This is a genomic window from Oerskovia sp. NPDC056781, from assembly GCF_042789955.1.
GTDB lineage: Bacteria > Actinomycetota > Actinomycetes > Actinomycetales > Cellulomonadaceae > Oerskovia > Oerskovia rustica.
Genome location: NZ_JBHUAD010000062.1, coordinates 1 through 18,946, shown reverse-complemented (window position 1 = coordinate 18,946; position 18,946 = coordinate 1). Strand labels below are relative to the sequence as shown.

The following is an 18,946-nucleotide window of genomic DNA, read 5'->3' as shown; positions in this document are numbered from 1 at the left end:
CGTTCGGGTCGTCCCTCGACCCCGCGGAGCAGCCCGAACGTCACACTCGGCGACGAGGCGCGCCGCGCGCGAGGATGGACGGATGCACCTGACCGCGAAGCTCGGAGACCTCACGACCGTCGACGCCGACGTGGTCGTCAACGCCGCGAACTCGTCGCTGCTCGGGGGTGGTGGCGTGGACGGCGCGATCCACGCCGCGGCCGGGCCCCGGCTTCTCGACGCGTGCCGCGCGCTGCGGCGGACCACCCTGCCGGACGGGCTACCAGTCGGCCAGGCCGTCGCGACGCCCGGCTTCGACCTGCCGGCGCGGTGGGTCGTCCACACCGTCGGGCCGGACCGGCACCGGGGCCAGACCGACCCCACGCTCCTCGCCTCGTGCTTCACACGCTCGCTCGACGTCGCCGCGGACCTCGGTGCGACGTCGGTCGCGTTCCCCGCGGTGAGCGCGGGCGTCTACGGCTGGGACGGGGACGAGGTCGCACGCGTCGCGGTGGCAGCGGTCCGCGCGTGGGGCGCCGACGGCGACCGGGGAGTGGCGGACGTGCGCTTCGTGCTGTTCGGCGAACGGCTGCTCCGCGCCTTCGAGGAGGCCCTCGCCGCGGGCGACGCGCGCCCGATCGCGTAACACGCCGTCACGTCCTCCCGGAACGTGGACACCCCCTTGCCCCGGTCGGCGGCCACCGCCACCCTGTCGGCCATGCAGAACTTCCGCACGTCGCAGGTGTGTCCCTAGGGCGACGGCGCCGCGCTGCCCGGCGCCGGCCGTCGCCCTCGCCGCACCCACCCCGACGCCGGAACCCGGAGGACCTGCCATGCCCGCACACGAGACCCCCGTCCCACCCACCAGGGCGGAGGATGCCCCGACCGCCACGCCGCCCGTCGATCCCGGCGAGCCAAGCGCGGCCACGGCCACCCGGCCCGTGACCGTCGAGGCGGTCCGACGCATCCACGTCTCCGAGGACTGGCTGGCGACCGTCGTCGGCCTCGCGATCGTCGCCGTCGGCCTGCTGGGCCTGATCCCCGAAGGGCTGGTGCCCTGATGAGCGGCACGACCCCTGACGCGGGCACCGCCGTCCGCCCCGAGGCGTCCGTCGGCGACCCTGTCTCCACCGGGGCGACCGTCGGCGGGGTTCCCGCCGGCGGGGCGCCCCGGGCGACGCTCGAGGACTCGGTCGTCCAGGACGGGCGCTCACCGGGCGCTCTCTACCTGGTGGCGGGCCTCGTCGTCCTCCTGGGCCTCGCCTGGTCGGCCCGCTTCCTCGAGCAGGGCGTCCCGGAGTGGCTGGCCGGTACGCCGCTCGGCGGGATCGCGAAGTCCGTCGAGTACCCGGTGTACGCGATCGCGCTCGGACTCCTCGGCAACGCCGTGCTGTCGGTGACCGGCCTGCGGTCCCGGCTGGCCGCGGCCTTCCGCACCGAGTTCTTCATCAAGACCGGCCTCGTGCTGCTCGGTGCCACGGTGAACCTGTCGCTCGTCGTCTCGGCCGCCGGACCGGCCATCGCGCAGGCCGTGCTGCTCATCACGCTCGTCTTCGGGTTCACCTGGTGGCTCGGCGGGCGGCTCGGCATCGACGACAGGCTCCGGGCGCTGCTCGCGAGCGCGGTGTCGATCTGCGGGGTCAGCGCCGCGATCAGCGCTGCGGGCGCGGTCCAGGCCAAGAAGGAACAGCTCGCGTACGCGGCCAGCCTCGTCATCCTCTTCGCCCTGCCGTCGATCTTCGTCCTGCCTGCGCTGTCCGAGGCGCTGGGTCTGTCGCCCGCGGTCGCCGGGGCATGGATCGGCGGGAACATCGACACCACCGCCGCCGTGACGGCCGCGGGGGCGCTGGCCGGGGACGAGGCACTGCAGGTCGCCGCGATCGTCAAGACCACCCAGAACGCCCTGATCGGGGTCGTCGCCATCGCCCTCACGGCGTGGTTCGCGTTCCGGGTCGACCGGGTCGCGGGGGCCGCCGCTCCCCGGTGGAGCGAGCTGTGGACGCGCTTCCCGAAGTTCGTGCTCGGGTTCCTGCTCGCCTCGGTCGTGGCGACGACCTACGTGAGCGCGGTCGGAGCGGACGCCGCCGCACCCGACATCGCGATCCTGAAGTCGCTGAGCACGGTGTTCTTCATCGTCGCCTTCGTGTCGATCGGGCTGGAGTTCAACGTCACGGCCGTCCGGGAGGCCGGGTGGAAGCCGGTCGTGGTGTTCGGTTCGGCCGCGGTCTTCAACCTCGTGGTGGGGCTCGCGCTCGCGAGCGTCCTGTTCGCGAACCTGGAGGTCTGAACCGGGGACCCTCGCGGGCCGCCGGTGCTGCCGGCGCTCACCGGTGCCACCGTGGGAAGGCCCGTCGCGACCGTCGCGGCGGGCCTTTACCAACTTGTGATTTTCGAAGTATCAGATACTTGCTTTCCTCCCCCTCGCGGCCGTTGCTAGCGTCGACGGTGATTTATCTGATACTCGGAGTTGCACCAAGGTGATGGGCACTCCGCGGTCAGACCGGCAACGACGCCGGCCACGAGAGGACCCTCGCACATGACGAACCACGCCTTCCCGCGCCCTTCGCGCGCGCACTCAGCCCTGACCATCGGCGCCCTTGTCGTGCTGGCGCTCGCCGTCGTCGCGCTCGTCGCCTACCTGCTCGTCTTCAACGGCAAGGTCGCCGACGGCGCCACGCGCCTCGACGACGGAGCCACCCGCCTCGAAGCGGGCGCGGCCGAGCTCGCCGACGGCGCCCAACGCGCCGAGGAGGGCGCGGGCAGGCTCGCCGACGGGTCGAAGGACCTCGAAGACGGGGCCAAGAAGCTCTCGACGGGGGCGACGCAGGCCTCCAGCGGGGCGACCCAGCTCGCGGTCGGCAGCGTGACCGCGCTCGACGGTGCCGCCCAGCTCGCCGCCGGGGCCGACGAGCTCAACGCCGGAGCGGCCAGGCTCGCACCGGGGGCGGCCGACGCCTCGACAGGCGCGAACAAGCTGGCCGTCGGCGCACGGACGCTCAGCGGCAAGCTGGCCGCGGACCTTGCCCCCGGCGCGGCCAAGGTCGCCGACGGCGCCGCCCAGCTCCACGCCGGTTCCGGCGAGCTCAGCGGCAAGCTCGCCACCGAGCTCGCACCCGGCGCGGCAGACCTCGCACAGGGCGCGTCGAACCTCTCTGCCGGTGCGGCCGCCGCGTCCACGAAGAGCGGAGCGCTCGCCTCCGGAGCACGTGACGTCTCGGACGGCGCAACCGCCCTCGCGACCGGATCGGCTTCGGTCGCTGCCGGGGCGTCACAGGTTCAGGCCGGTGCCGGCGCACTGTCGGCGGGGATCGACAAGGCTGCGGGTGCGGCAGAGTCCCTGCGAGCCGGGGCCGCTGGTGTCTCCGCGGGGGCCGACGGCGTCCAGGCCGGGGCCGCGTCGCTCGCAGAGAACCTCACGGCTCTCGCCGCATCGGTGCCCGCCGACTCGCCCCTCAAGGCTCAGCTCGACCGGCTCGTCGGCGCCGCAGGAGACCTCTCCACGGGGGCGTCGTCGGTGAAGGGCGGGGCGGCGGCGCTGGCCCAGGGAACCGCCGACCTCCACGGCGGTTTCACGGCCGAGAAGGGGCTCGTGAACAGCGCTCGCGCACTGAGCACGGGTGCTGCTGGGCTGCAGTCGGGGAGCGCGGACCTGGACAAGGGAGCCCAGTCGCTCAAGGTCGGAGCCCAGAAGGTCGCGGACGGCTCCGCTCTGCTGTCCACCGGGTTGAGCGATCTCTCGAGCGGGGCAGCGCGGGTGAACGCGGGATCGCAGCGCGTCTCCGACGGCGCAGCCGCCGCAGCCACCGGCGCCACCACCCTCAACACCAAGCTCGGCGAACTCGCCCCCGGCGCCGCGAAGATCTCCGACGGCGCAGCCGCCGCAGCCACCGGCGCCACCACCCTCAGCACCAAGCTCGGCGAGCTCGCCCCCGGCGCGTCGAAGGTCTCGGCCGGCGCGCTGGCGGCGGCAGACGGTTCGGGAACTCTCTCGATCGGCGCCAAGGACCTCGCCGCGGGCAACGCCAAGCTCGCCACGGGCGCCAAGGACCTGTTCGCCGGGACGACCAAGCTCGAGGACGGGTCGCTCAATCTCCACACGGGCATCAACGCCCTGTCGAGCGGTGCGGCGACGCTCGCAGCGGGCAGCTCCGCGCTCGCCGAGGGCGCGGGCACCCTGCACGCCGGCACGACGACCCTCGCGGACGGCGCGAGCGAGCTCGCGAAGGGCAGCTCGACGCTGGCCGACGGTGCGGGCACGCTCGCGGACGGCACGGTCGAGATCTCGGACGGCACGACCAAGATGAAGTCGGACGTCGAGAACAGCCCGGCCGGCAAGCTCTCGCTCGGCATGTCGGCGATCGCGGGCGGGAGCCTGCTCGCCGGCGTCGTCGGGATCGGACTGGGGTTGCGCCGCCGGCTCACCATCTGACCGGCTGACCTGCGCGATCCCGCGCGGCGCCTCACAGTCGACGGTGACGCCGCGCTTCTCGAGGGTGGCGGGGCCGCGTCCATGACCTGGACGCGGCTCCCGCCGCCCTCGCTCTGCGTCCCCCGGGCTCGGCCCCGCAAAGGATGCCCGTCCGGCACCTACTTGCCAAGTAGGAAAGTAGATGCTTCGATGGGAACCATGAGCAACGACGCACTCTCCCCCACCGCCGCGACTCCCCGCGAGGCCGCCGCCGCACTCGACCTCGCGACCCGGAGCACCGCGGCGACCGCCGGCATCGGGCATCGCTGGGTCCGGAGCCTGCTCCTCGCCTGGGCGGCCATGACGATCACCGTCGTGCTGCTGGTCGGCCTCGGGGGAGTTCCCGGCATCATCGTCGGCTCCCTGATCGGCCCGCTCTTCGCGGGCACGGTCGCGATCTGGGCCGCCCGCCAGGGCATCCGGGCCCGCAGTCTGAACGGTCGCTACCTGCTCGCCGTCCTCCTCTGGGCCGTCCTCTACGGCGCGGCGCTCACCCTCGGCCTGCCCGGGCAGGCCGGCAACCTGGGCTACTGGCTCCCCGCAGCAGTGGCCACCGCCCTCCCGATGCTCGCCGCCGCCCTGTGGCCCCGCCGCGAGGAGCAGGTGCGATGACCGAGACCCATCCCCGCCATCGGCTCGACGACGTCATCCACTCCCCTGTCCGGCTCTCCGTCGTCGCGGCGCTCGCCGGGGTCGAGAAGGCGGACTTCAGGTCGTTGCGCGACGCGATCGAGGTGTCCGACTCGGCGCTCTCCAAGCAGCTCACGGTGCTCGAGGACGCCGGCTACGTCGAGATCACCAAGGACCGTGCGGGCCGCCGCCCGCGGACGTGGGCAGCCCTCACGCCTATCGGCCGGACCGCGCTCACCGCACACCTCCAGGCGTTGCGCGCGATCGCCGAGCAGCAGCTCCCAGCGGTCACCGACGCCTGATCCACAGGGGCTGTGGACATCCCCCTGGTCTGAGGATGCGAGCCGTGCACAGGCACTCCGTCAGGCCTTGACCCCACAGGGCGACCGCGCACACGCCACGCGTGGGTGCCGTGCGGAAGAGTGGGAGCCATGACCACGACCGAGGCCACCGACCAGCACGCCCCCGAGCCCACGGCGCCGCTCGCCGCACCGGCCGACTCACCCGCCGCGCCGCCCGCGGGCGCCCGCTGCTTCGGCGACGGCGACCCGCTCTACGAGGCGTACCACGACACCGAGTGGGGGGTCCCCGTCCACGGGGACGAGGCGCTGTTCGAGCGACTGGCGCTCGAGGCCTTCCAGTCGGGCCTCGCGTGGATCACGGTGCTGCGCAAGCGCCCCGCGTTCCGCGAGGCGTTCGCGGGCTTCGACCCGGAGGTCGTCGCGCAGTTCTCCGGGGAGGACGTCGAGCGCCTGCTCCAGGACGCCTCGATCATCCGCAACCGGATGAAGATCGAGGCCACCGTCTCCAACGCGCGCGCCCTGCTGGCACTGCACGAGCAGGGCAGGACGCTCGACGAGCTCGTCTGGTCGTTCGCACCGGGCGGGTCGCGCGCGCCCGACGGCGGCACTCCCCTCGATCGCCCACGTCCCGCGACCTTCGCGGACCTCGCGGCCAGCACCCCCGAGTCGGTCGCCCTGGCCAAGGCGCTCAAGAAGGAGGGCTTCCGCTTCATCGGCCCGACGACGGCCTACGCGGCGATGCAGGCGTGCGGGCTCGTGGACGACCACCTGGCGACGTGCCCGGTCGTGACCCGCGACTCTTTGCTATAGCAGAAGAGTTCCATCTCCTGAGACAGGATGCGATCATGAGGACCATGTCCTCGTACGTCAGCGTCCTCGACCTCTTCTCGGTCGGCATCGGACCCTCGAGCTCGCACACCGTCGGCCCCATGCGAGCGGGCACCACGTTCGCGCGCTCCCTCGACGAGCGGGGGACGCTCGACCAGGTCGCGGCGGTCAAGGTCGTGCTGTGCGGCTCGCTCGGCGCGACGGGGATCGGCCACGGGACACCGGACGCGGTCGTCGCAGGCCTGCGCGGCCTCGACCCCGAGACGTGCGACCCCGACGACGTCCCGGGGAGCTGGGAGCGCCTGGGCGACGGCCACGAGGTCCGGCTGCTCGGCCGCCGGGTCGTGACCATGGCGACCGCCGACGTCCGTCTCGCGCCGCTCACCCGGTTGCCCGGCCACCCCAACGGGATGCGATTCACGGCCTTCGACGCCGACGGAGGCGTCGTCACGGAACAGGTGTACTACTCGGTCGGCGGCGGATTCGTCCTCACGGAGCAGGAGCTCGAGGCCGCCGCCGCGAACGAGGAGGCCCAGCACGCGGCCGAGCTCGCGGGCGCACCGATCGACCCCGCGACCGAGCCCTCGGACGTCCCGCACCCGTTCGCCAACGCGGCCGAGCTCCTCGCGTCCTGCACGCTCGAAGGGCGCAGCATCGCCGAGACCGCGTGGGAGAACGAGGTGTCGCTGCGCCCCGCCGCGGAGGTCGGAGCGGGGCTCGACCGGATCTGGCGCACCATGAGCGAGTGCGTGGACGCGGGCCTCGACCGCCACGGCATGCTTCCGGGGAGGCTCAAGGTCCGGCGTCGGGCGCGGGCGCAGCGCGAGAAGCTCGAGGCCGCGGAGGCCGACGGCGCCTCCGACCTGTCGATCGAGTGGCTCCAGGCCTACGCCATGGCGGTCAACGAGGAGAACGCGGACGCGCGCCGCGTCGTCACGGCCCCCACCAACGGTGCGGCCGGGATCATCCCGGCCGTCGGTCGCCACTTCCTGCGCATCCACCCGGACCTCGCGGCCGACGAGGAGGCCACGCGCCAGACCATGCGCACCTACCTGCTCACCGCGGGCGCGATCGGCGCGCTGTACAAGCGCAACGCCTCGATCTCCGGCGCGGAGGCCGGGTGCCAGGGGGAGGTCGGCTCGGCGTGCTCGATGGCCGCCGGAGCCATCTGCGCGGTGCTCGGCGGCACCCCGGCTCAGGTCGAGAACGCCGCGGAGATCGCGATGGAGCACAACCTCGGCCTCACGTGCGACCCGGTGGGCGGCCTGGTCCAGGTCCCGTGCATCGAGCGCAACGCGATCGCGGCGTGCACCGCGGTCTCGGCCGCCAAGCTCGCCCTCCAGGGCGACGGCGCGCACGTCGTCTCGCTCGACACCGTGATCGAGACCATGCGCCAGACGGGCCTCGACATGTCGACCAAGTACAAGGAGACGTCGACGGGCGGCCTCGCGGTCAACGTCATCGAGTGCTGACGAGCGGTCCGTGTGATCGAGTGCTGACGAGCGGTCCGTGTGATCGAGTGCTGACGAGCGGTCCTGGCCCCCAGGAGCGGCGCGGACCGACGGCTGACATGATGTCGAGATGTCCGGCTCGTCCCCCGAGGCTGCTCCTGCCGCGTCGAGACCACGCGTCTCGCTGCGTGCTCTCGTCGCGCCCCTGACGTCCGGGGCCACGATCAGGGCGGGAGTGTTCCTGGTCGTCGGTGGGCTCGTCGCCGGAGCGTACGGGCTGCTGATCGAAGGGTTCGCGCAGATGTTCGCGGACCCGCGGACCGCGACCCCCACGACCGCGGCACTCGCCGTCGTGGCCATGGCGCTCGCCGCGGCGCCGCCCTTCCTCGCCCCCGTCCGGACCGTCGAGGTGCTCGCGGCGCGCACGCTGCTCGACGTCGACGTCCAGCCCCCGTCGGACCGACCCCGCCCCGCCGCTCGGTGGCGGGGTGCGGCGTGGTTCGCTCTCCATCTCGTGCTCGGCCTGGTCGTGGTCGTCTCGCTGCTGGTCGTCGTGCCGCTCGTGCTCGACCTCCTGCTCTCGGTGCTCGGCACGCGGTCCGTCGTCGAACCGGGTTGGCTGCCTACGTGGCTGGCCCCCCCGCCCGTGCGTCTCCTGCTCGCGTTGCTCGTCGTCGTCGCCCTGCCCTACGTCGTGGTCGGGGCACGGGCGGTGCTGCGCTCGGCGGCCCCGGTGCTGCTGGGCCCCGACCAGAGCGAGCGGATCGCCGAGCTCGAGGCGCAGACCGCACGTCTGGTCGCACGCAACCGCCTCGCGCAGGACGTGCACGACGGGGTGGGCCACGCCCTGACGATCACCGTGCTCCAGGCCGCGGCAGCGGCGCGGACCGTGGAGTCCGACCCTGTGGCCACCCGCCGATCGCTCGCAGCCATCGAGGAGACGGGACGCCACGCCATGGCAGAGCTCGACGACCTGCTGCGGCGCCTTCGCAGCCCCGGGTCGGCACCGCTGCCGGGGCGCGACCCGTCGCCCGAGGACGACGACCTCACGACCCTCGTCCGACGCGCCCGGGAGGCAGGGGTGGACGTCACGCTGGACCTCGTGGGGGACGTGGGGCGGGCGCCGGACGAGGTGGTCCGCGAGGTCTACCGAGTCGCCCAGGAGTCCCTCACCAACGCGCTGCGGCACGCACCGGGGGCTCCGGTCGCCGTCCGGGTCGTGCGCACCGCCGACCTCGGCATCGAGGTCCGGAACCCGTGGCCGGCTGGGCCGCGGATGGCGGACGAACGGCGTGGTCACGGCCTGGCGGGCATGCGCGAGCGCGTGACGGCTCTCGGCGGCACGCTCGTCGCGGGGCCCGACGGCGGAGCGTGGGTCGTGCGCGCGTCGTTGCCCGTCGTGGAGGACGAGCCGGAGACGCGGGAGGCGAGCTCGTGAGCCCGGACGGGCGCCCCCTCGCCGCGGGACACGACGTGGTGCGTGTCCTGGTCGTCGACGACGAGCCGCTCGTGCGGGCAGGCCTGCGCGTGATCCTCGGCGCCGAGCCTGACATCGAGGTGGTCGGAGAGGCCACCGACGGTGCCGAGGTGCCGGGAGCCGTCGCGGCGACCCGACCCGACGTCGTGCTCCTCGACGTCCGCATGCCGCGGGTCGACGGGATCGCTGCGACCCGGGCGATCGTTGCCCGCGACCCCGCTCCCCGGGTCCTCGTCATGACGACCTTCGAGCACGACGACCACGTCCTCGACGCGCTGCGTGCCGGCGCTCACGGCTTCCTCCTCAAGCGGGCGCGCCCGCAGGACCTGGCTCAGGCGGTGCGTGTCGTGGCGCTCGGGGAGTCGCTGCTCTTCCCCGACGCCGTCCGACGGCTCGCGACCGCACACCCCGCTCGCGGCGATGCCCTGCGCTCGGCCCGGCTCTCCGCGCGCGAGGGTGAGGTCCTGCGGCTCATGGCCGGCGGGAGGTCCAACCAGGAGATCGCGAACGAGCTGTTCCTCGGGGTCGAGACGGTCCGCACCCATGTGGGGAACCTGCTCGGCAAGCTCGGGGTCCGCGACCGGACGCAGGCCGTGGTCGCGGCCTACGAGTCGGGCTTCGTCCGCCCTGCCCTCTAGCGGGTGGCCCTCCCCCGCACGGGGGACCCCGCTCACCGTCGCGGGTGATCCGTGCCCGGCCACGGACGGCAAGCCTGGAGGGACAGCTCGCCGGAGACAGCCGGCGGCCCTCCCCGAGGAGCGACCGTGGAAGACATCGACATGACGGGCGGCACGACGACCACCGCTCGACCAGGTATCCAGGGCCGGCAGGTGGCCCGTTCCCCCGAGGGCACCGGGGCTCCGCCCACCCCAAACGACGGGCACCGACCGACGGCCCCGCGGTGGCCGCGCTGGGTCCCTCCGGTGACGATCGCGTGGTGGCTCGCCGGGGCCCTCACCGCCCTCGTCGCCGTCCTCACGGGGCGGAGCCTGCCCGTCGGGGCGTCGACGCCGGACGCTGCGGGGACGATCGTCGACTCCGTCCCGAGCAGCAGCCTGACCGCGGTCCTCGCGGCTCTCGGACTGGTCGGGGCAGCGCACGCCTCCTGGATGACGACTCGCGCCGACCGTCCGGCGACACGCAGGGTGCGCGCTGCGGCGGTCGCGGTCTCCGGGCTCGCCGCAGCCGTCGGCATCGTGTTCGCCGACACCAGCCTTCTCGCCCGGATGGGGTACCTCCCGGTGGTCCTCGTCCGGGCCCCGTTCGATCCGGCGCTCGCAGGGGCCGCGGCCCAGTACGTCGCGCCGGCGTTCCTGCTCCAGCTCGGCGTGCTCGTCGCCCTGGTCCTCCTCGCGGTCACGACCGCGCTCTTCGTCCGGCGCAGCAGCGGGGCGTGCGAGGTCTGCGGACGCCTCGACGCTCCGGCCGACCACCACGCACCGGCACCGGCCGGGGAGACCCGGGCGGCGCCGTCGGGCCTCGTGGCCTGGGGACGGCCTGCCGTGGTCGTCGCAGCGATCATCCCGTCCCTGTATGCCGTCACCCGGCTGATCTGGGTCCTGGGGTACCCGCTCGGGCTCGATCCCGAGATGTACGCGCAGGACGCGGGCGAGCTGGTCGCCCCCGCCGTGGGGCTCTCGCTCTTCGCCCTGGTCGGTGCGGTCCTGACGCTCGGCCTCGTGCAACGGTGGGGCGAGGTCTTCCCTCGCTGGATCCCGGGCCTCGCCGGACGACGCGTCCCGGTCGCGCTCGCGGTCGTTCCCGCCTCGGTCGTCACGGTCGCGATCCTTCCGGCCGCCCTCTCGATGATCAAGGGTCTGCTGGAGATGTCCCCGTCGGAGGTCCTCGGCAACTGGGCTGCGTTCGGTCCCGGCGTGCTCTGGCCCCTGTGGAGCGTGGCCCTCGGGGTCGCGACGGCCGCGTACGCGACCCGGCGCCGCGGCACGTGCCGGGTCTGCGGCCGCACCTCCTGACCAGCGGGTTCTTCCCGGTTCAGCCGATGAAGCCGGCCTCCGTGTGCCAAGGTGGGAGACCAGCACCTTCGACGAGCGGATCCCATGCACCAGACGCACCTCCCGTCCCCGACCCCTCCCGTGCAGCGGCTGCACCTCTCGGCCCGCCTCGAGGACCGCATCCGTGCGGCCGCGGTGAAGTTCCTGCGGTCCCGAGGCTGGACGCCGCGGATCGAGGCGTACGTCGGGTACGGCAACGAGGGGTCGGTGCGCGTGCTGGCGCGCGTGCTGCTGAGCCGCCCGCACCGCCGGACCGACCTGGTCTGGAACCGGCGCGGGTGGCGAAACTACCTCACGGTCTCCGCGCCGGGCGAGGTGGTGCGCGCGTCGGTCACGCGGACCGACGGGTCGGGCACGGAGGAGCGCCTGGTGACGGACCTGCCCGCCGACCGCGACGGGTACGTGGACGGCATGCTGGACGTCGTGCTCGCTCCGGGGTGGCACGACGTCCAGCTCGCCACGGCGAGCGGTGCGGTCGCGACGGCACGGGTCTTCGTGGTCGGGCCGGGGCGGCGCCTGGGCGTCATCAGCGACATCGACGACACCGTCATGATCACCATGGTCCCCAGCCTGCTGCGTGCGGTGTGGAACACGTTCGGTCTCCATGCGAGCGAGCGGCGCCCGGTGCCCGGAATGGCCGACCTGTACCAGGGCATCGCCTCTGTACATCCAGATGCTCCCTTCGTGTACCTGTCCAACGGCGCGTGGAACTCCGCGGGGAACCTGGAGCGCTTCCTCGACCGCAACGGCTTCCCGCCCGGGGCCCTTCTCCTGACCGACTGGGGGCCCACGGCCACGGGCTGGTTCCGCAGCGGCCAGGAGCACAAGGGCAACGCGATCGACCGGCTCGTGCGCGAGCTGCCCGACGTCGGCTGGCTGCTGCTCGGCGACGACGGCCAGCACGACCCCGAGATCTACGACGCGGCAGCGACGCGGCACCCGACGCACGTCGCCGCGATCGGCATCCGCCAGCTCAGCCCCGCGCAGAAGATCCTCGCCCACGAACCTCCCGCGCCGTCGTCGGGCAGGGCCGGGACCCTCCTCGGGACGGTCGCCGCGCCGGGGGCGCGCCGCACCCGGCGGCCACCGCACGGCGTCCCCACTGCCGCAGGACCCGACGGCGGGGCGCTCGCCCGCGCGCTCGGGCGCGCCCTGCGCTGAGCCTGGCCTGAAGCTGGTCTCCTGACGTCCGGGATGCCCCGTCCGTCACGAGATGTTTCGCTGGAGGCATGACCGACGACAAGGAGCGACCAGGCCCAGCAGGCGACCAGGACCCCACGGAACCGATCAGGCCCTCGTTCCCGGCGCCGGGCGGCATCACCGGCGGAAGCGTCCCACCCGCCGAACCCATCCCGAACGCGCCGGACCCGTTCTCCGCCACGGGAGCCGCGACGCCCCCCGGCGGACCCGGCGAGCCACCGCCCGGAGGTCCGGCCGAGCCCCCGGGAAACCGCGCCTGGTGGTGGGCGCTGGGCGGGCTGGTGCTCCTCGCGATCGTGGCGGTCGGTATCTGGCTCGCAACCCGTGGTGACGCGGACGGCGACGCCGCCGCCTCGCCCGCACCGACGCCGTCGGCCACCGTGAGCTCGCCGAGCCCCTCCGAGAAGCCCACCCCTGAGCCCACGACCACGACGACCCCGCCCTCCGCGGGCTGCGCCGCGACCGAGACCGGCACGCCGGCGGGCGCGAGCACGCACCAGATCGTCGACGTCGACGGCGACGGACGCCCCGACACCGCCTGGTTGACCGGGGGCGCCGACCGGACGTTCGGGATCACCACGGCGTCGGGAGCGACGTTCTCCGCTCCGGTGACCTCGGCGAGCCCCGTCCCGGCGAGCGCGATCGTCAACCTCGTCGCTGCGGGCGGCGGTGAGGCGCCGATCGCGCTCGTCGACGTGGGACGCGAGGTCCTGCTGTTCTCCGTCGCGGACTGCGCCGTGACCGTGACGCAGAACGCCCAGGGCCAGCCGTACACGTTCGACAAGGGGTTCAGCGGCTTCGGCACGGGAGTCGGGTGCACGGCCGTCGACGGCGTGCTGCACCTGGCCGGACTGAACGCGACCTCGGCCGACGGTACGACCTACACCGTCGAGCGGACGTTCGTCGACCTCGACCAGGCCGCACGGAAGGCCACGAACGGCCAGGCCGAGACCGTCGCCGAAGACGCTGCCGCGGCCGACCCCGTCGTCGTCACCGCGCAGGAGACGAGCTGCGGCGACCTCGTCGCGGGCGGCTCGGAACCGGGCGGGCCGGTCGAGCCGCAGGGCTGACACCTGTCGAGAACGGCCGAGAACGACGTGGGGGCCGTCATCCGGTGGATGACGGCCCCCAGCACGTTCTCGACGACCCGCGTTCCTCAGGCCTGCGGGGCCAGGGCCGCGATCATCGGGTCGTCCTTCTCGATCATGCCCATCTTCGCCGCACCACCCGGCGAACCCAGGTCGTCGAAGAACTCCACGTTCGCCCGGTAGTAGTCGCTCCACTCCGACGGCACGTCGTCCTCGTAGTAGATCGCCTCCACCGGACACACCGGCTCGCACGCACCACAGTCCACGCACTCGTCCGGATGGATGTACAACGACCGCTTGCCCTCGTAGATGCAGTCCACCGGACACTCCTCGATGCACGCCTTGTCCTTCACGTCCACACAAGGCTGAGCGATCACGTACGTCACGTCGGAGGTTCCTTTTCGTCGGGCCGGAGGGCTTCACCGGCTGCCTCCAGGCTATCGCTCCGGCGCGGCACGGGAACCCTGCTTCTCACCTGGCAATACGGCGACATCTCGCGGCTGACGGGCGGTCGAGGCCCTCGCGGCGCGCGCGGCGCCGGGCCTACAGGAGCCGTCGCGCGGCCGCCCAGCGCGTGAGCTCGTGCCGCGACGAGAGCTGGAGCTTGCGGAGGACCGACGACACGTGGGTCTCGACCGTCTTGACGGAGATGAAGAGCTCCGAGGCGACCTCGCGGTACGCGTACCCGCGCGCGATGAGGCGCATGACCTCCTGCTCCCGGGCCGAGAGCCGGTCAAGCTCGTCGTCGGCCACGGCCACGTCCGCCTGGCCGGTCCCGAAGGCGTCGAGCACGAAGCCTGCGAGGCGCGGCGAGAAGACGGCGTCACCGCTCGCGACCTGCACGACGGCCCCCGCCAGGTCGGGTCCGGAGATCGCCTTGGTCACGTAGCCCCGGGCACCCGCGCGGATCACCGCCACGACGTCCTCGGCCGCGTCGGACACGGACAGCGCGAGGAACCGGGTGGCCCCCAGGAGGTCCGAGCACCGCGTGATGACCTCTGCCCCACCGCCTCCGTTGCCTCCCGGGAGGTGCACGTCGAGCAGCACGACCGGTGGGCGCAGCGTGCGGATCGCCTCGACCGCGCCGTCGACGCTGTCGGCCTCCCCGACGATGTCGACCCGCCCGTCCAGGCTGGCCCGCACTCCCGCGCGGAACATGTGGTGGTCGTCGACGAGGACGACCGGGACCGGCGCCCCCGGGAGCGAGCTCTGCGGGGGGCTGGGGATGGTGGTCACGTTCGCTCCTGGGTCGTTCGGGCGGGCTGTCCGGGGCGCGGCAGGGGGACCGGCTCCGGGCCCTGCGCGGTCCGCGGCGACGGCCCCTCGTGCCCGGCCGGCGTCGCACCCGCGACGGGCTCCACAGGCATCCTAGGTCCGGTCGTCGTTCCCTCCGCGGTCTCGACGGCGGGCGGGGTGGCGCTCTCGGCGGCCCGGTGCACCTTGAGCCGCACCTCGGTGCCCCAGCCCGGCCGCGAGACGACCTCGGCGCTCCCGCCCTTGCGAGTGACGCGGCCGATGATCGACTCCCGCACACCGAAGCGGTCCTGGGCGATGTCCTTCATCTCGAACCCGTCCCCACGGTCGCGGACGAACACCTCGACGGCGTCGTCCGAGACCTCGAGGTAGACCGAGACGGGCGGGCGTCCGTGCGCCACGGCGTTGACGAGCGCCTCGCGCGTGGCCTGGAGGAGTGCGGTCGTCTCGTCGGTCGGGACGCAGTCCCCCACGACGACGACGTCGACGACCACGGCGGCCGTCCCCGCCGAGCCGCCGTCCCCGACGGTTCCCGCCGCGCTGACCCCGGCCGCGGCCGCAGCCCCCGCCGCGAGCCGCCAGCTCTGCCGGTCCTCGACCTCTCCGACGAGCGTCCGGAGCTCTGCTGCGAGCGATGTACCAGGAGCAGGACGGTCGTTGTACAACCACTCCCGCAGCTCGCGTTCCTGCGCACGCGCGAGCCGCGCGACCGTGTCGGCATCGGCAGCGCTCGACCGGATGAGGGCGAGGGTCTGGAGGACCGAGTCGTGCAGGTGCGCTGCGATGTCGGCCCGCTCGGCCTCCCGGGCCCGGGCGGCCCGCTCGTCGCCCAGCTCACGCACGAGACGCAGCCACCACGGGGCGAGCACGATCGCCGCGCCCGCGAGGACCGCCACCGACGCGACCGTCGCCCGGACCATGTCCGAGGCCGTGGAGTCCTGCCCCACCAGGAGCAGCACCCCCACGAGCACCAGGAAGAGGCCGCCCGCCAGCCGCACCACCCCGGCCGGGGTGCGTCCACCCGCTCTCGACAACCACCGACCCCGCTGCGCGGCGTCGAGCTGGGACCAGGCCAGTGCCGTGCCCGCGAGCGCGATGAGGACAGGCAGGACCCAGGAGACCTCGATGTTCACGCCGGCCCGCGACGCCAGGAGCACCGCCGCCCCGCTCAGCAGGACCACCCCGATCGCGACGTCACGCACCGGCAGCTTGCGCACCCGGCCCTGGAGCCGCGGAGCGATGCGGCGCAGAGACGCCGGACGCTCCTCGTCGGCCACCTGCGCCGGGTCGCCCGCGGGGACCGTGACCCAGAGGAAGACGTACAGCACGATGCCCGCGCCGCCCGCGAGCGCCATCAGCGCGAGCACGAGACGCACCGCGCCCACAGGAAGGTCGAGGTGCAGCGAGAGGCCACGGCACACCCCACCGACCCAGCGCCCCTGCTCGGGGCGCCGGAGAGGAAGTCTCCTGGCTGGTCGCTCTGTCGGTGTCACTCTCTGATGGTCACACGCCCGGGCCGTTCCACCGGCCGGAACGCCCCGTTCGTCCGCTCCCGAGGCGAAAGTTCAGGGTCGACCGTCCGGAGGATCAGGGTCGGATCAGGGGATCACCCGATACCCCTCGGACCGCCTCCCGGGCCAGGCTTGAGCCATGAGCACCGAGGACACCTCCCCAGAACCCCCGGCCGGGAGCTCCGCACCGACCGGAGCGCCCCAGCAGCACGCCGGGCCTCCCTCCGCGACGAGCACACCGGGCGGCCCCGGCCGGCCCGGAGCCGGGCCCGGACAGCCGGGGGCACCCGGCGGCACACCGAACCAGCCGCCCGGCCAGCCGAGCGCCCAGCCGGACGGCCAGTCCAGCGGCATGGAGGGCTTCTTCGACACCGTGCGCCGTATCGGCATCTCCCGGTCCGAGGACCGCTGGGTCGGGGGCGTCGCCGGCGGCGTCGCCGACCGGTTCGGGATCGACCCCCTGATCGTGCGCGGCATCCTCGTCGTCTCGGTCTTCCTCACGGGCGCCGGGCTCGTCCTGTACGGGCTCGCGTGGGCGCTGCTCCCCGAGGCACGGGACGGGCGCATCCACCTCCAGCAGGCGATCCGCGGCGACTTCGACGTGGCCATGCTCGGCGCCGCCGCCACCACCGTCGTGGGGCTGAGCTGGAACAACGGCTGGCTCTCCTGGTGGCACTTCGCCGGGCTCGAGTGGCTAAACGGCCTGCTGTGGACCGCGGCCGTGATCGTCGTGATCGTCCTGGTCGTCAACCGGCGCAGCGACTACCGCAGGTACGCGGCGAACCGGGCGAGCGCCCAGAGCGCCCAGCACCCGGGTGGCCCCGTGCCGCCGAGGCAGCCCTACCCCGCGCAGCCCTTCACCGGCGCCCCCGTCCCGCAGGGCCAGCCCCCGCAGGGCTGGCAGCAGCCTCGCCCGCCGTACGGAGCCCCTGGCCCTCAGCCCGCGCCCGGGGCGACGTACCCCGCGACCCCCGCGGCGCCGTCGGGCCCCGCGTACACCGCCTCCGCGCCGGTCCCGGCGCAGGGCTACCCCGCCCAACGCCCCGTCCCGCCCCAGGCCTACGCGGCCCAGCAGGCCGCCGCGCAGCAGGCTGCCCGTGCCCACGACCACGCCCGTCGCCGCGCCGAGCGCGAGACCGAGCGCCAGCGTCGCGCCGAGGAGCAGCGTGCCCGCGCGGCCCGGCGTCCGCGCGGCCCCGGGACCGCGGTCGTCGGGATCACGCTCGGCGTGAGCCTCCTGGGCGCCGCGGTCCTCATGCTCCTCGAGCGCCGCGACGTGATCGACGTGCCGTTCTTCTACACGTGGATCGGCGCGACGATCGTCCTGCTCGGGCTCGGCGTCATCGTCTCCGGCCTGCGCGGCCGGACGAGCGGCGCCCTCGGCGGGCTCGCGATCGTCGCCACGATCATCGCGCTGCCGATCGCCGGCCTGAACAGCGTCGACCGCTTCGACGCCGACCTCACGGCCCGCGTCTCGGACGCCACGTACACCGTGACCTCGGTCCAGGACGCCGAGAACGGCTTCGCCTTCACGTTCGGCAACCCGGTGGTCGACCTCAGCCAGCTCGACCTGAGCACCGTCGGGGAGGACCCGGTCGTCGTCCCGATCGACCTGAGCGCCGGGGACCTCACCGTGATCGTCCCCGCCGACACCCCCGTCGAGGCCGAGGTCCGCGTCCTCGCGGGCAACGCGACCTGGACGGTCGACGGCGAGCGCCGCTCCATCAACGGCGTCAACACCCGCCCGCACACCTTCGTCACCGACTCCGTCTCCGACGGCGCCGGCCCCGTGCTCCTGCTCGAGGTCGACGTCTCCGCCGGCGACGTGACCATCCGGGAGGAATCATGACCACCGAGAAGAACCCCTACGAGTCCGACGACGCGCGCGAGACCCAGGCCCTCCCGCCGGTCGACCCCACGATCGAGCTGCCCGTCACGTCGGGAGAGGCCAGCGGAGACGAGAGCGTCGAGGAGGACGTCGACGACGAGGCACCTGCGGAGGCGGCGTCGCACGACGGCAGCGACGAGGCGCTCCCCGAGACCGACACCGTGGCGGGTGACGACCCTGACGCGACGCAGGTCGTCGAGTCCGGCCCTGCGCACGAGGACGACCTGACGCACGAGGACGGCCTCGCGGACGAGATCTTCCGGGGCGAGCCGACCCAGGCGCTGCCGGTCGCCGACCCCACGCTCGTCCTGCCGGTCGCTCCCTCGACCCAGGCCCTGCCCACCCAGGCTCTGCCCAACCAGGCCCTGCCCGTCCACGCGTCGTCGGCCGGCGAGCCCGCCCCGACGCACACCCAGGCGTACCCGGTGCAGGACGCGCCGGTCGACCCCGAACCGGTCTCGGCCCCGTCGCCGACTCCCCCGGCGGCACCGGCTCCCGGGCCGACCCCCGCGGTCGACCCCGCCGCGCAGTGGAACGCCACGGCGCAGCAGAGGGCTCAGGTGCCGACCGACCCCGCTCTGGGCGACGACCCGCGCAACCGCGGGCTGCGGGTCGGGACGGTCGTGTGGGGATTCGTCATCGTGGCCGTCGGGGCCGGCATCCTCGCGCTGGCCCTCGGCGCGACGTACGACCTCGACCTCGCGCTCATCGCCCTGCTGAGCGTCGCGGGCCTGGTGCTCGTGGTGAGCTCGATCGTGTCGAGCAGCCGCCGCAGCGCCCGCGAGCGCGCGCGGCGCTGAGCCCGGCACGCCGGGTGCGGAAGAGGTGAGCACGACGGCGGCGCACCGGTCCACGGAC

The 18,946-nt window shown here is 73.9% G+C and carries 18 protein-coding genes; 15 read left to right on the top strand and 3 right to left on the bottom strand.

Going from position 1 to position 18,946, the window contains the following annotated elements:
- Nucleotides 1–82 precede the first annotated feature (82 nt).
- The 13 genes from ACFRCR_RS07845 (at nucleotide 83) to ACFRCR_RS07785 (ending at nucleotide 13,417) form a co-directional block, all read left to right on the top strand.
- Complete coding sequence (locus ACFRCR_RS07845) at nucleotides 83–625, top strand: O-acetyl-ADP-ribose deacetylase (protein ID WP_377676544.1); 543 nt, start codon at nucleotides 83–85, stop codon at nucleotides 623–625.
- A gap of 187 nt (nucleotides 626–812) precedes the next feature.
- Entirely contained in the window at nucleotides 813–1,040 is a 228-nt protein-coding gene (locus ACFRCR_RS07840; protein ID WP_377676542.1) for a hypothetical protein, read from the top strand.
- The gene (locus ACFRCR_RS07835; protein WP_377676541.1) at nucleotides 1,040–2,266 is read left to right on the top strand and encodes a YeiH family protein; all 1,227 of its coding nucleotides are present in this window, start codon (nucleotides 1,040–1,042) and stop codon (nucleotides 2,264–2,266) included. Before ACFRCR_RS07840 ends, ACFRCR_RS07835 begins: the two co-directional genes overlap by 1 nt.
- 249 nt (nucleotides 2,267–2,515) lie before the next feature.
- Complete coding sequence (locus ACFRCR_RS07830) at nucleotides 2,516–4,408, top strand: hypothetical protein (protein WP_377676539.1); 1,893 nt, start codon at nucleotides 2,516–2,518, stop codon at nucleotides 4,406–4,408.
- 198 nt (nucleotides 4,409–4,606) lie between these two features.
- The gene (locus tag ACFRCR_RS07825) at nucleotides 4,607–5,059 is read left to right on the top strand and encodes a hypothetical protein (RefSeq protein ID WP_377676537.1); all 453 of its coding nucleotides are present in this window, start codon (nucleotides 4,607–4,609) and stop codon (nucleotides 5,057–5,059) included.
- A complete protein-coding gene (locus tag ACFRCR_RS07820; protein WP_377676536.1) occupies nucleotides 5,056–5,379 on the top strand; it encodes a winged helix-turn-helix domain-containing protein in 324 nt (107 codons plus the stop codon). The genes ACFRCR_RS07825 and ACFRCR_RS07820 overlap by 4 nt, the downstream gene beginning before the upstream one ends.
- A gap of 129 nt (nucleotides 5,380–5,508) precedes the next feature.
- Nucleotides 5,509–6,189 (top strand): DNA-3-methyladenine glycosylase I, encoded by a 681-nt coding sequence (locus ACFRCR_RS07815; RefSeq protein WP_377676534.1) that lies wholly within the window; start codon nucleotides 5,509–5,511, stop codon nucleotides 6,187–6,189.
- Nucleotides 6,190–6,233: 44 nt separating this feature from the next.
- Nucleotides 6,234–7,679: an L-serine ammonia-lyase gene (locus tag ACFRCR_RS07810; RefSeq protein ID WP_377676548.1), complete on the top strand. Its 1,446-nt coding sequence runs from the start codon at nucleotides 6,234–6,236 to the stop codon at nucleotides 7,677–7,679.
- A 109-nt stretch (nucleotides 7,680–7,788) separates the two neighbouring features.
- Nucleotides 7,789–9,096, top strand: a complete 1,308-nt coding sequence (locus ACFRCR_RS07805; protein ID WP_377676532.1) for a sensor histidine kinase — start codon at nucleotides 7,789–7,791, stop codon at nucleotides 9,094–9,096.
- Nucleotides 9,093–9,773: a response regulator gene (locus ACFRCR_RS07800; protein ID WP_377676531.1), complete on the top strand. Its 681-nt coding sequence runs from the start codon at nucleotides 9,093–9,095 to the stop codon at nucleotides 9,771–9,773. The genes ACFRCR_RS07805 and ACFRCR_RS07800 overlap by 4 nt, the downstream gene beginning before the upstream one ends.
- Before the next feature lie 126 nt (nucleotides 9,774–9,899).
- Nucleotides 9,900–11,108 (top strand): hypothetical protein, encoded by a 1,209-nt coding sequence (locus tag ACFRCR_RS07795; protein ID WP_377676530.1) that lies wholly within the window; start codon nucleotides 9,900–9,902, stop codon nucleotides 11,106–11,108.
- Between the two features lie 84 nt (nucleotides 11,109–11,192).
- The gene (locus ACFRCR_RS07790) at nucleotides 11,193–12,308 is read left to right on the top strand and encodes an App1 family protein (RefSeq protein ID WP_377676529.1); all 1,116 of its coding nucleotides are present in this window, start codon (nucleotides 11,193–11,195) and stop codon (nucleotides 12,306–12,308) included.
- Nucleotides 12,309–12,376: 68 nt separating this feature from the next.
- Nucleotides 12,377–13,417, top strand: coding sequence for a hypothetical protein (locus ACFRCR_RS07785; RefSeq protein ID WP_377676527.1), 1,041 nt, complete (start codon nucleotides 12,377–12,379; stop codon nucleotides 13,415–13,417).
- A gap of 86 nt (nucleotides 13,418–13,503) precedes the next feature.
- On the opposite strand, the gene fdxA is transcribed toward ACFRCR_RS07785, so the two are convergent.
- The 3 genes from fdxA to ACFRCR_RS07770 form a co-directional block, all read right to left on the bottom strand.
- Nucleotides 13,504–13,821, bottom strand: coding sequence for a ferredoxin (gene fdxA, locus ACFRCR_RS07780; RefSeq protein ID WP_056764260.1), 318 nt, complete (start codon nucleotides 13,819–13,821; stop codon nucleotides 13,504–13,506).
- Nucleotides 13,822–13,978: 157 nt separating this feature from the next.
- Nucleotides 13,979–14,662, bottom strand: coding sequence for a LuxR C-terminal-related transcriptional regulator (locus ACFRCR_RS07775; protein ID WP_377676546.1), 684 nt, complete (start codon nucleotides 14,660–14,662; stop codon nucleotides 13,979–13,981).
- A 5-nt stretch (nucleotides 14,663–14,667) separates the two neighbouring features.
- Nucleotides 14,668–16,182: a PspC domain-containing protein gene (locus ACFRCR_RS07770; protein ID WP_377676525.1), complete on the bottom strand. Its 1,515-nt coding sequence runs from the start codon at nucleotides 16,180–16,182 to the stop codon at nucleotides 14,668–14,670.
- A 157-nt stretch (nucleotides 16,183–16,339) separates the two neighbouring features.
- Between ACFRCR_RS07770 and ACFRCR_RS07765 the strand changes: the two genes are divergently transcribed.
- Nucleotides 16,340–18,049 (top strand): PspC domain-containing protein, encoded by a 1,710-nt coding sequence (locus tag ACFRCR_RS07765; RefSeq protein ID WP_377676524.1) that lies wholly within the window; start codon nucleotides 16,340–16,342, stop codon nucleotides 18,047–18,049.
- The gene (locus ACFRCR_RS07760; RefSeq protein WP_377676522.1) at nucleotides 18,046–18,888 is read left to right on the top strand and encodes a hypothetical protein; all 843 of its coding nucleotides are present in this window, start codon (nucleotides 18,046–18,048) and stop codon (nucleotides 18,886–18,888) included. Before ACFRCR_RS07765 ends, ACFRCR_RS07760 begins: the two co-directional genes overlap by 4 nt.
- Nucleotides 18,889–18,946: the final 58 nt, after the last annotated feature.

Coding starts and splice junctions, on each gene's coding strand:
- ACFRCR_RS07790 (WP_377676529.1), top strand. CDS start 11,193: ATGCACCAGACGCACCTCCCGTCCCCGACCCCTCCCGTGCAGCGGCTG.
- ACFRCR_RS07835 (WP_377676541.1), top strand. CDS start 1,040: ATGAGCGGCACGACCCCTGACGCGGGCACCGCCGTCCGCCCCGAGGCG.
- ACFRCR_RS07820 (WP_377676536.1), top strand. CDS start 5,056: ATGACCGAGACCCATCCCCGCCATCGGCTCGACGACGTCATCCACTCC.
- ACFRCR_RS07805 (WP_377676532.1), top strand. CDS start 7,789: ATGTCCGGCTCGTCCCCCGAGGCTGCTCCTGCCGCGTCGAGACCACGC.
- ACFRCR_RS07840 (WP_377676542.1), top strand. CDS start 813: ATGCCCGCACACGAGACCCCCGTCCCACCCACCAGGGCGGAGGATGCC.
- ACFRCR_RS07765 (WP_377676524.1), top strand. CDS start 16,340: ATGAGCACCGAGGACACCTCCCCAGAACCCCCGGCCGGGAGCTCCGCA.
- ACFRCR_RS07815 (WP_377676534.1), top strand. CDS start 5,509: ATGACCACGACCGAGGCCACCGACCAGCACGCCCCCGAGCCCACGGCG.
- ACFRCR_RS07830 (WP_377676539.1), top strand. CDS start 2,516: ATGACGAACCACGCCTTCCCGCGCCCTTCGCGCGCGCACTCAGCCCTG.
- ACFRCR_RS07825 (WP_377676537.1), top strand. CDS start 4,607: ATGAGCAACGACGCACTCTCCCCCACCGCCGCGACTCCCCGCGAGGCC.
- ACFRCR_RS07785 (WP_377676527.1), top strand. CDS start 12,377: ATGACCGACGACAAGGAGCGACCAGGCCCAGCAGGCGACCAGGACCCC.
- ACFRCR_RS07760 (WP_377676522.1), top strand. CDS start 18,046: ATGACCACCGAGAAGAACCCCTACGAGTCCGACGACGCGCGCGAGACC.
- ACFRCR_RS07810 (WP_377676548.1), top strand. CDS start 6,234: ATGTCCTCGTACGTCAGCGTCCTCGACCTCTTCTCGGTCGGCATCGGA.
- ACFRCR_RS07845 (WP_377676544.1), top strand. CDS start 83: ATGCACCTGACCGCGAAGCTCGGAGACCTCACGACCGTCGACGCCGAC.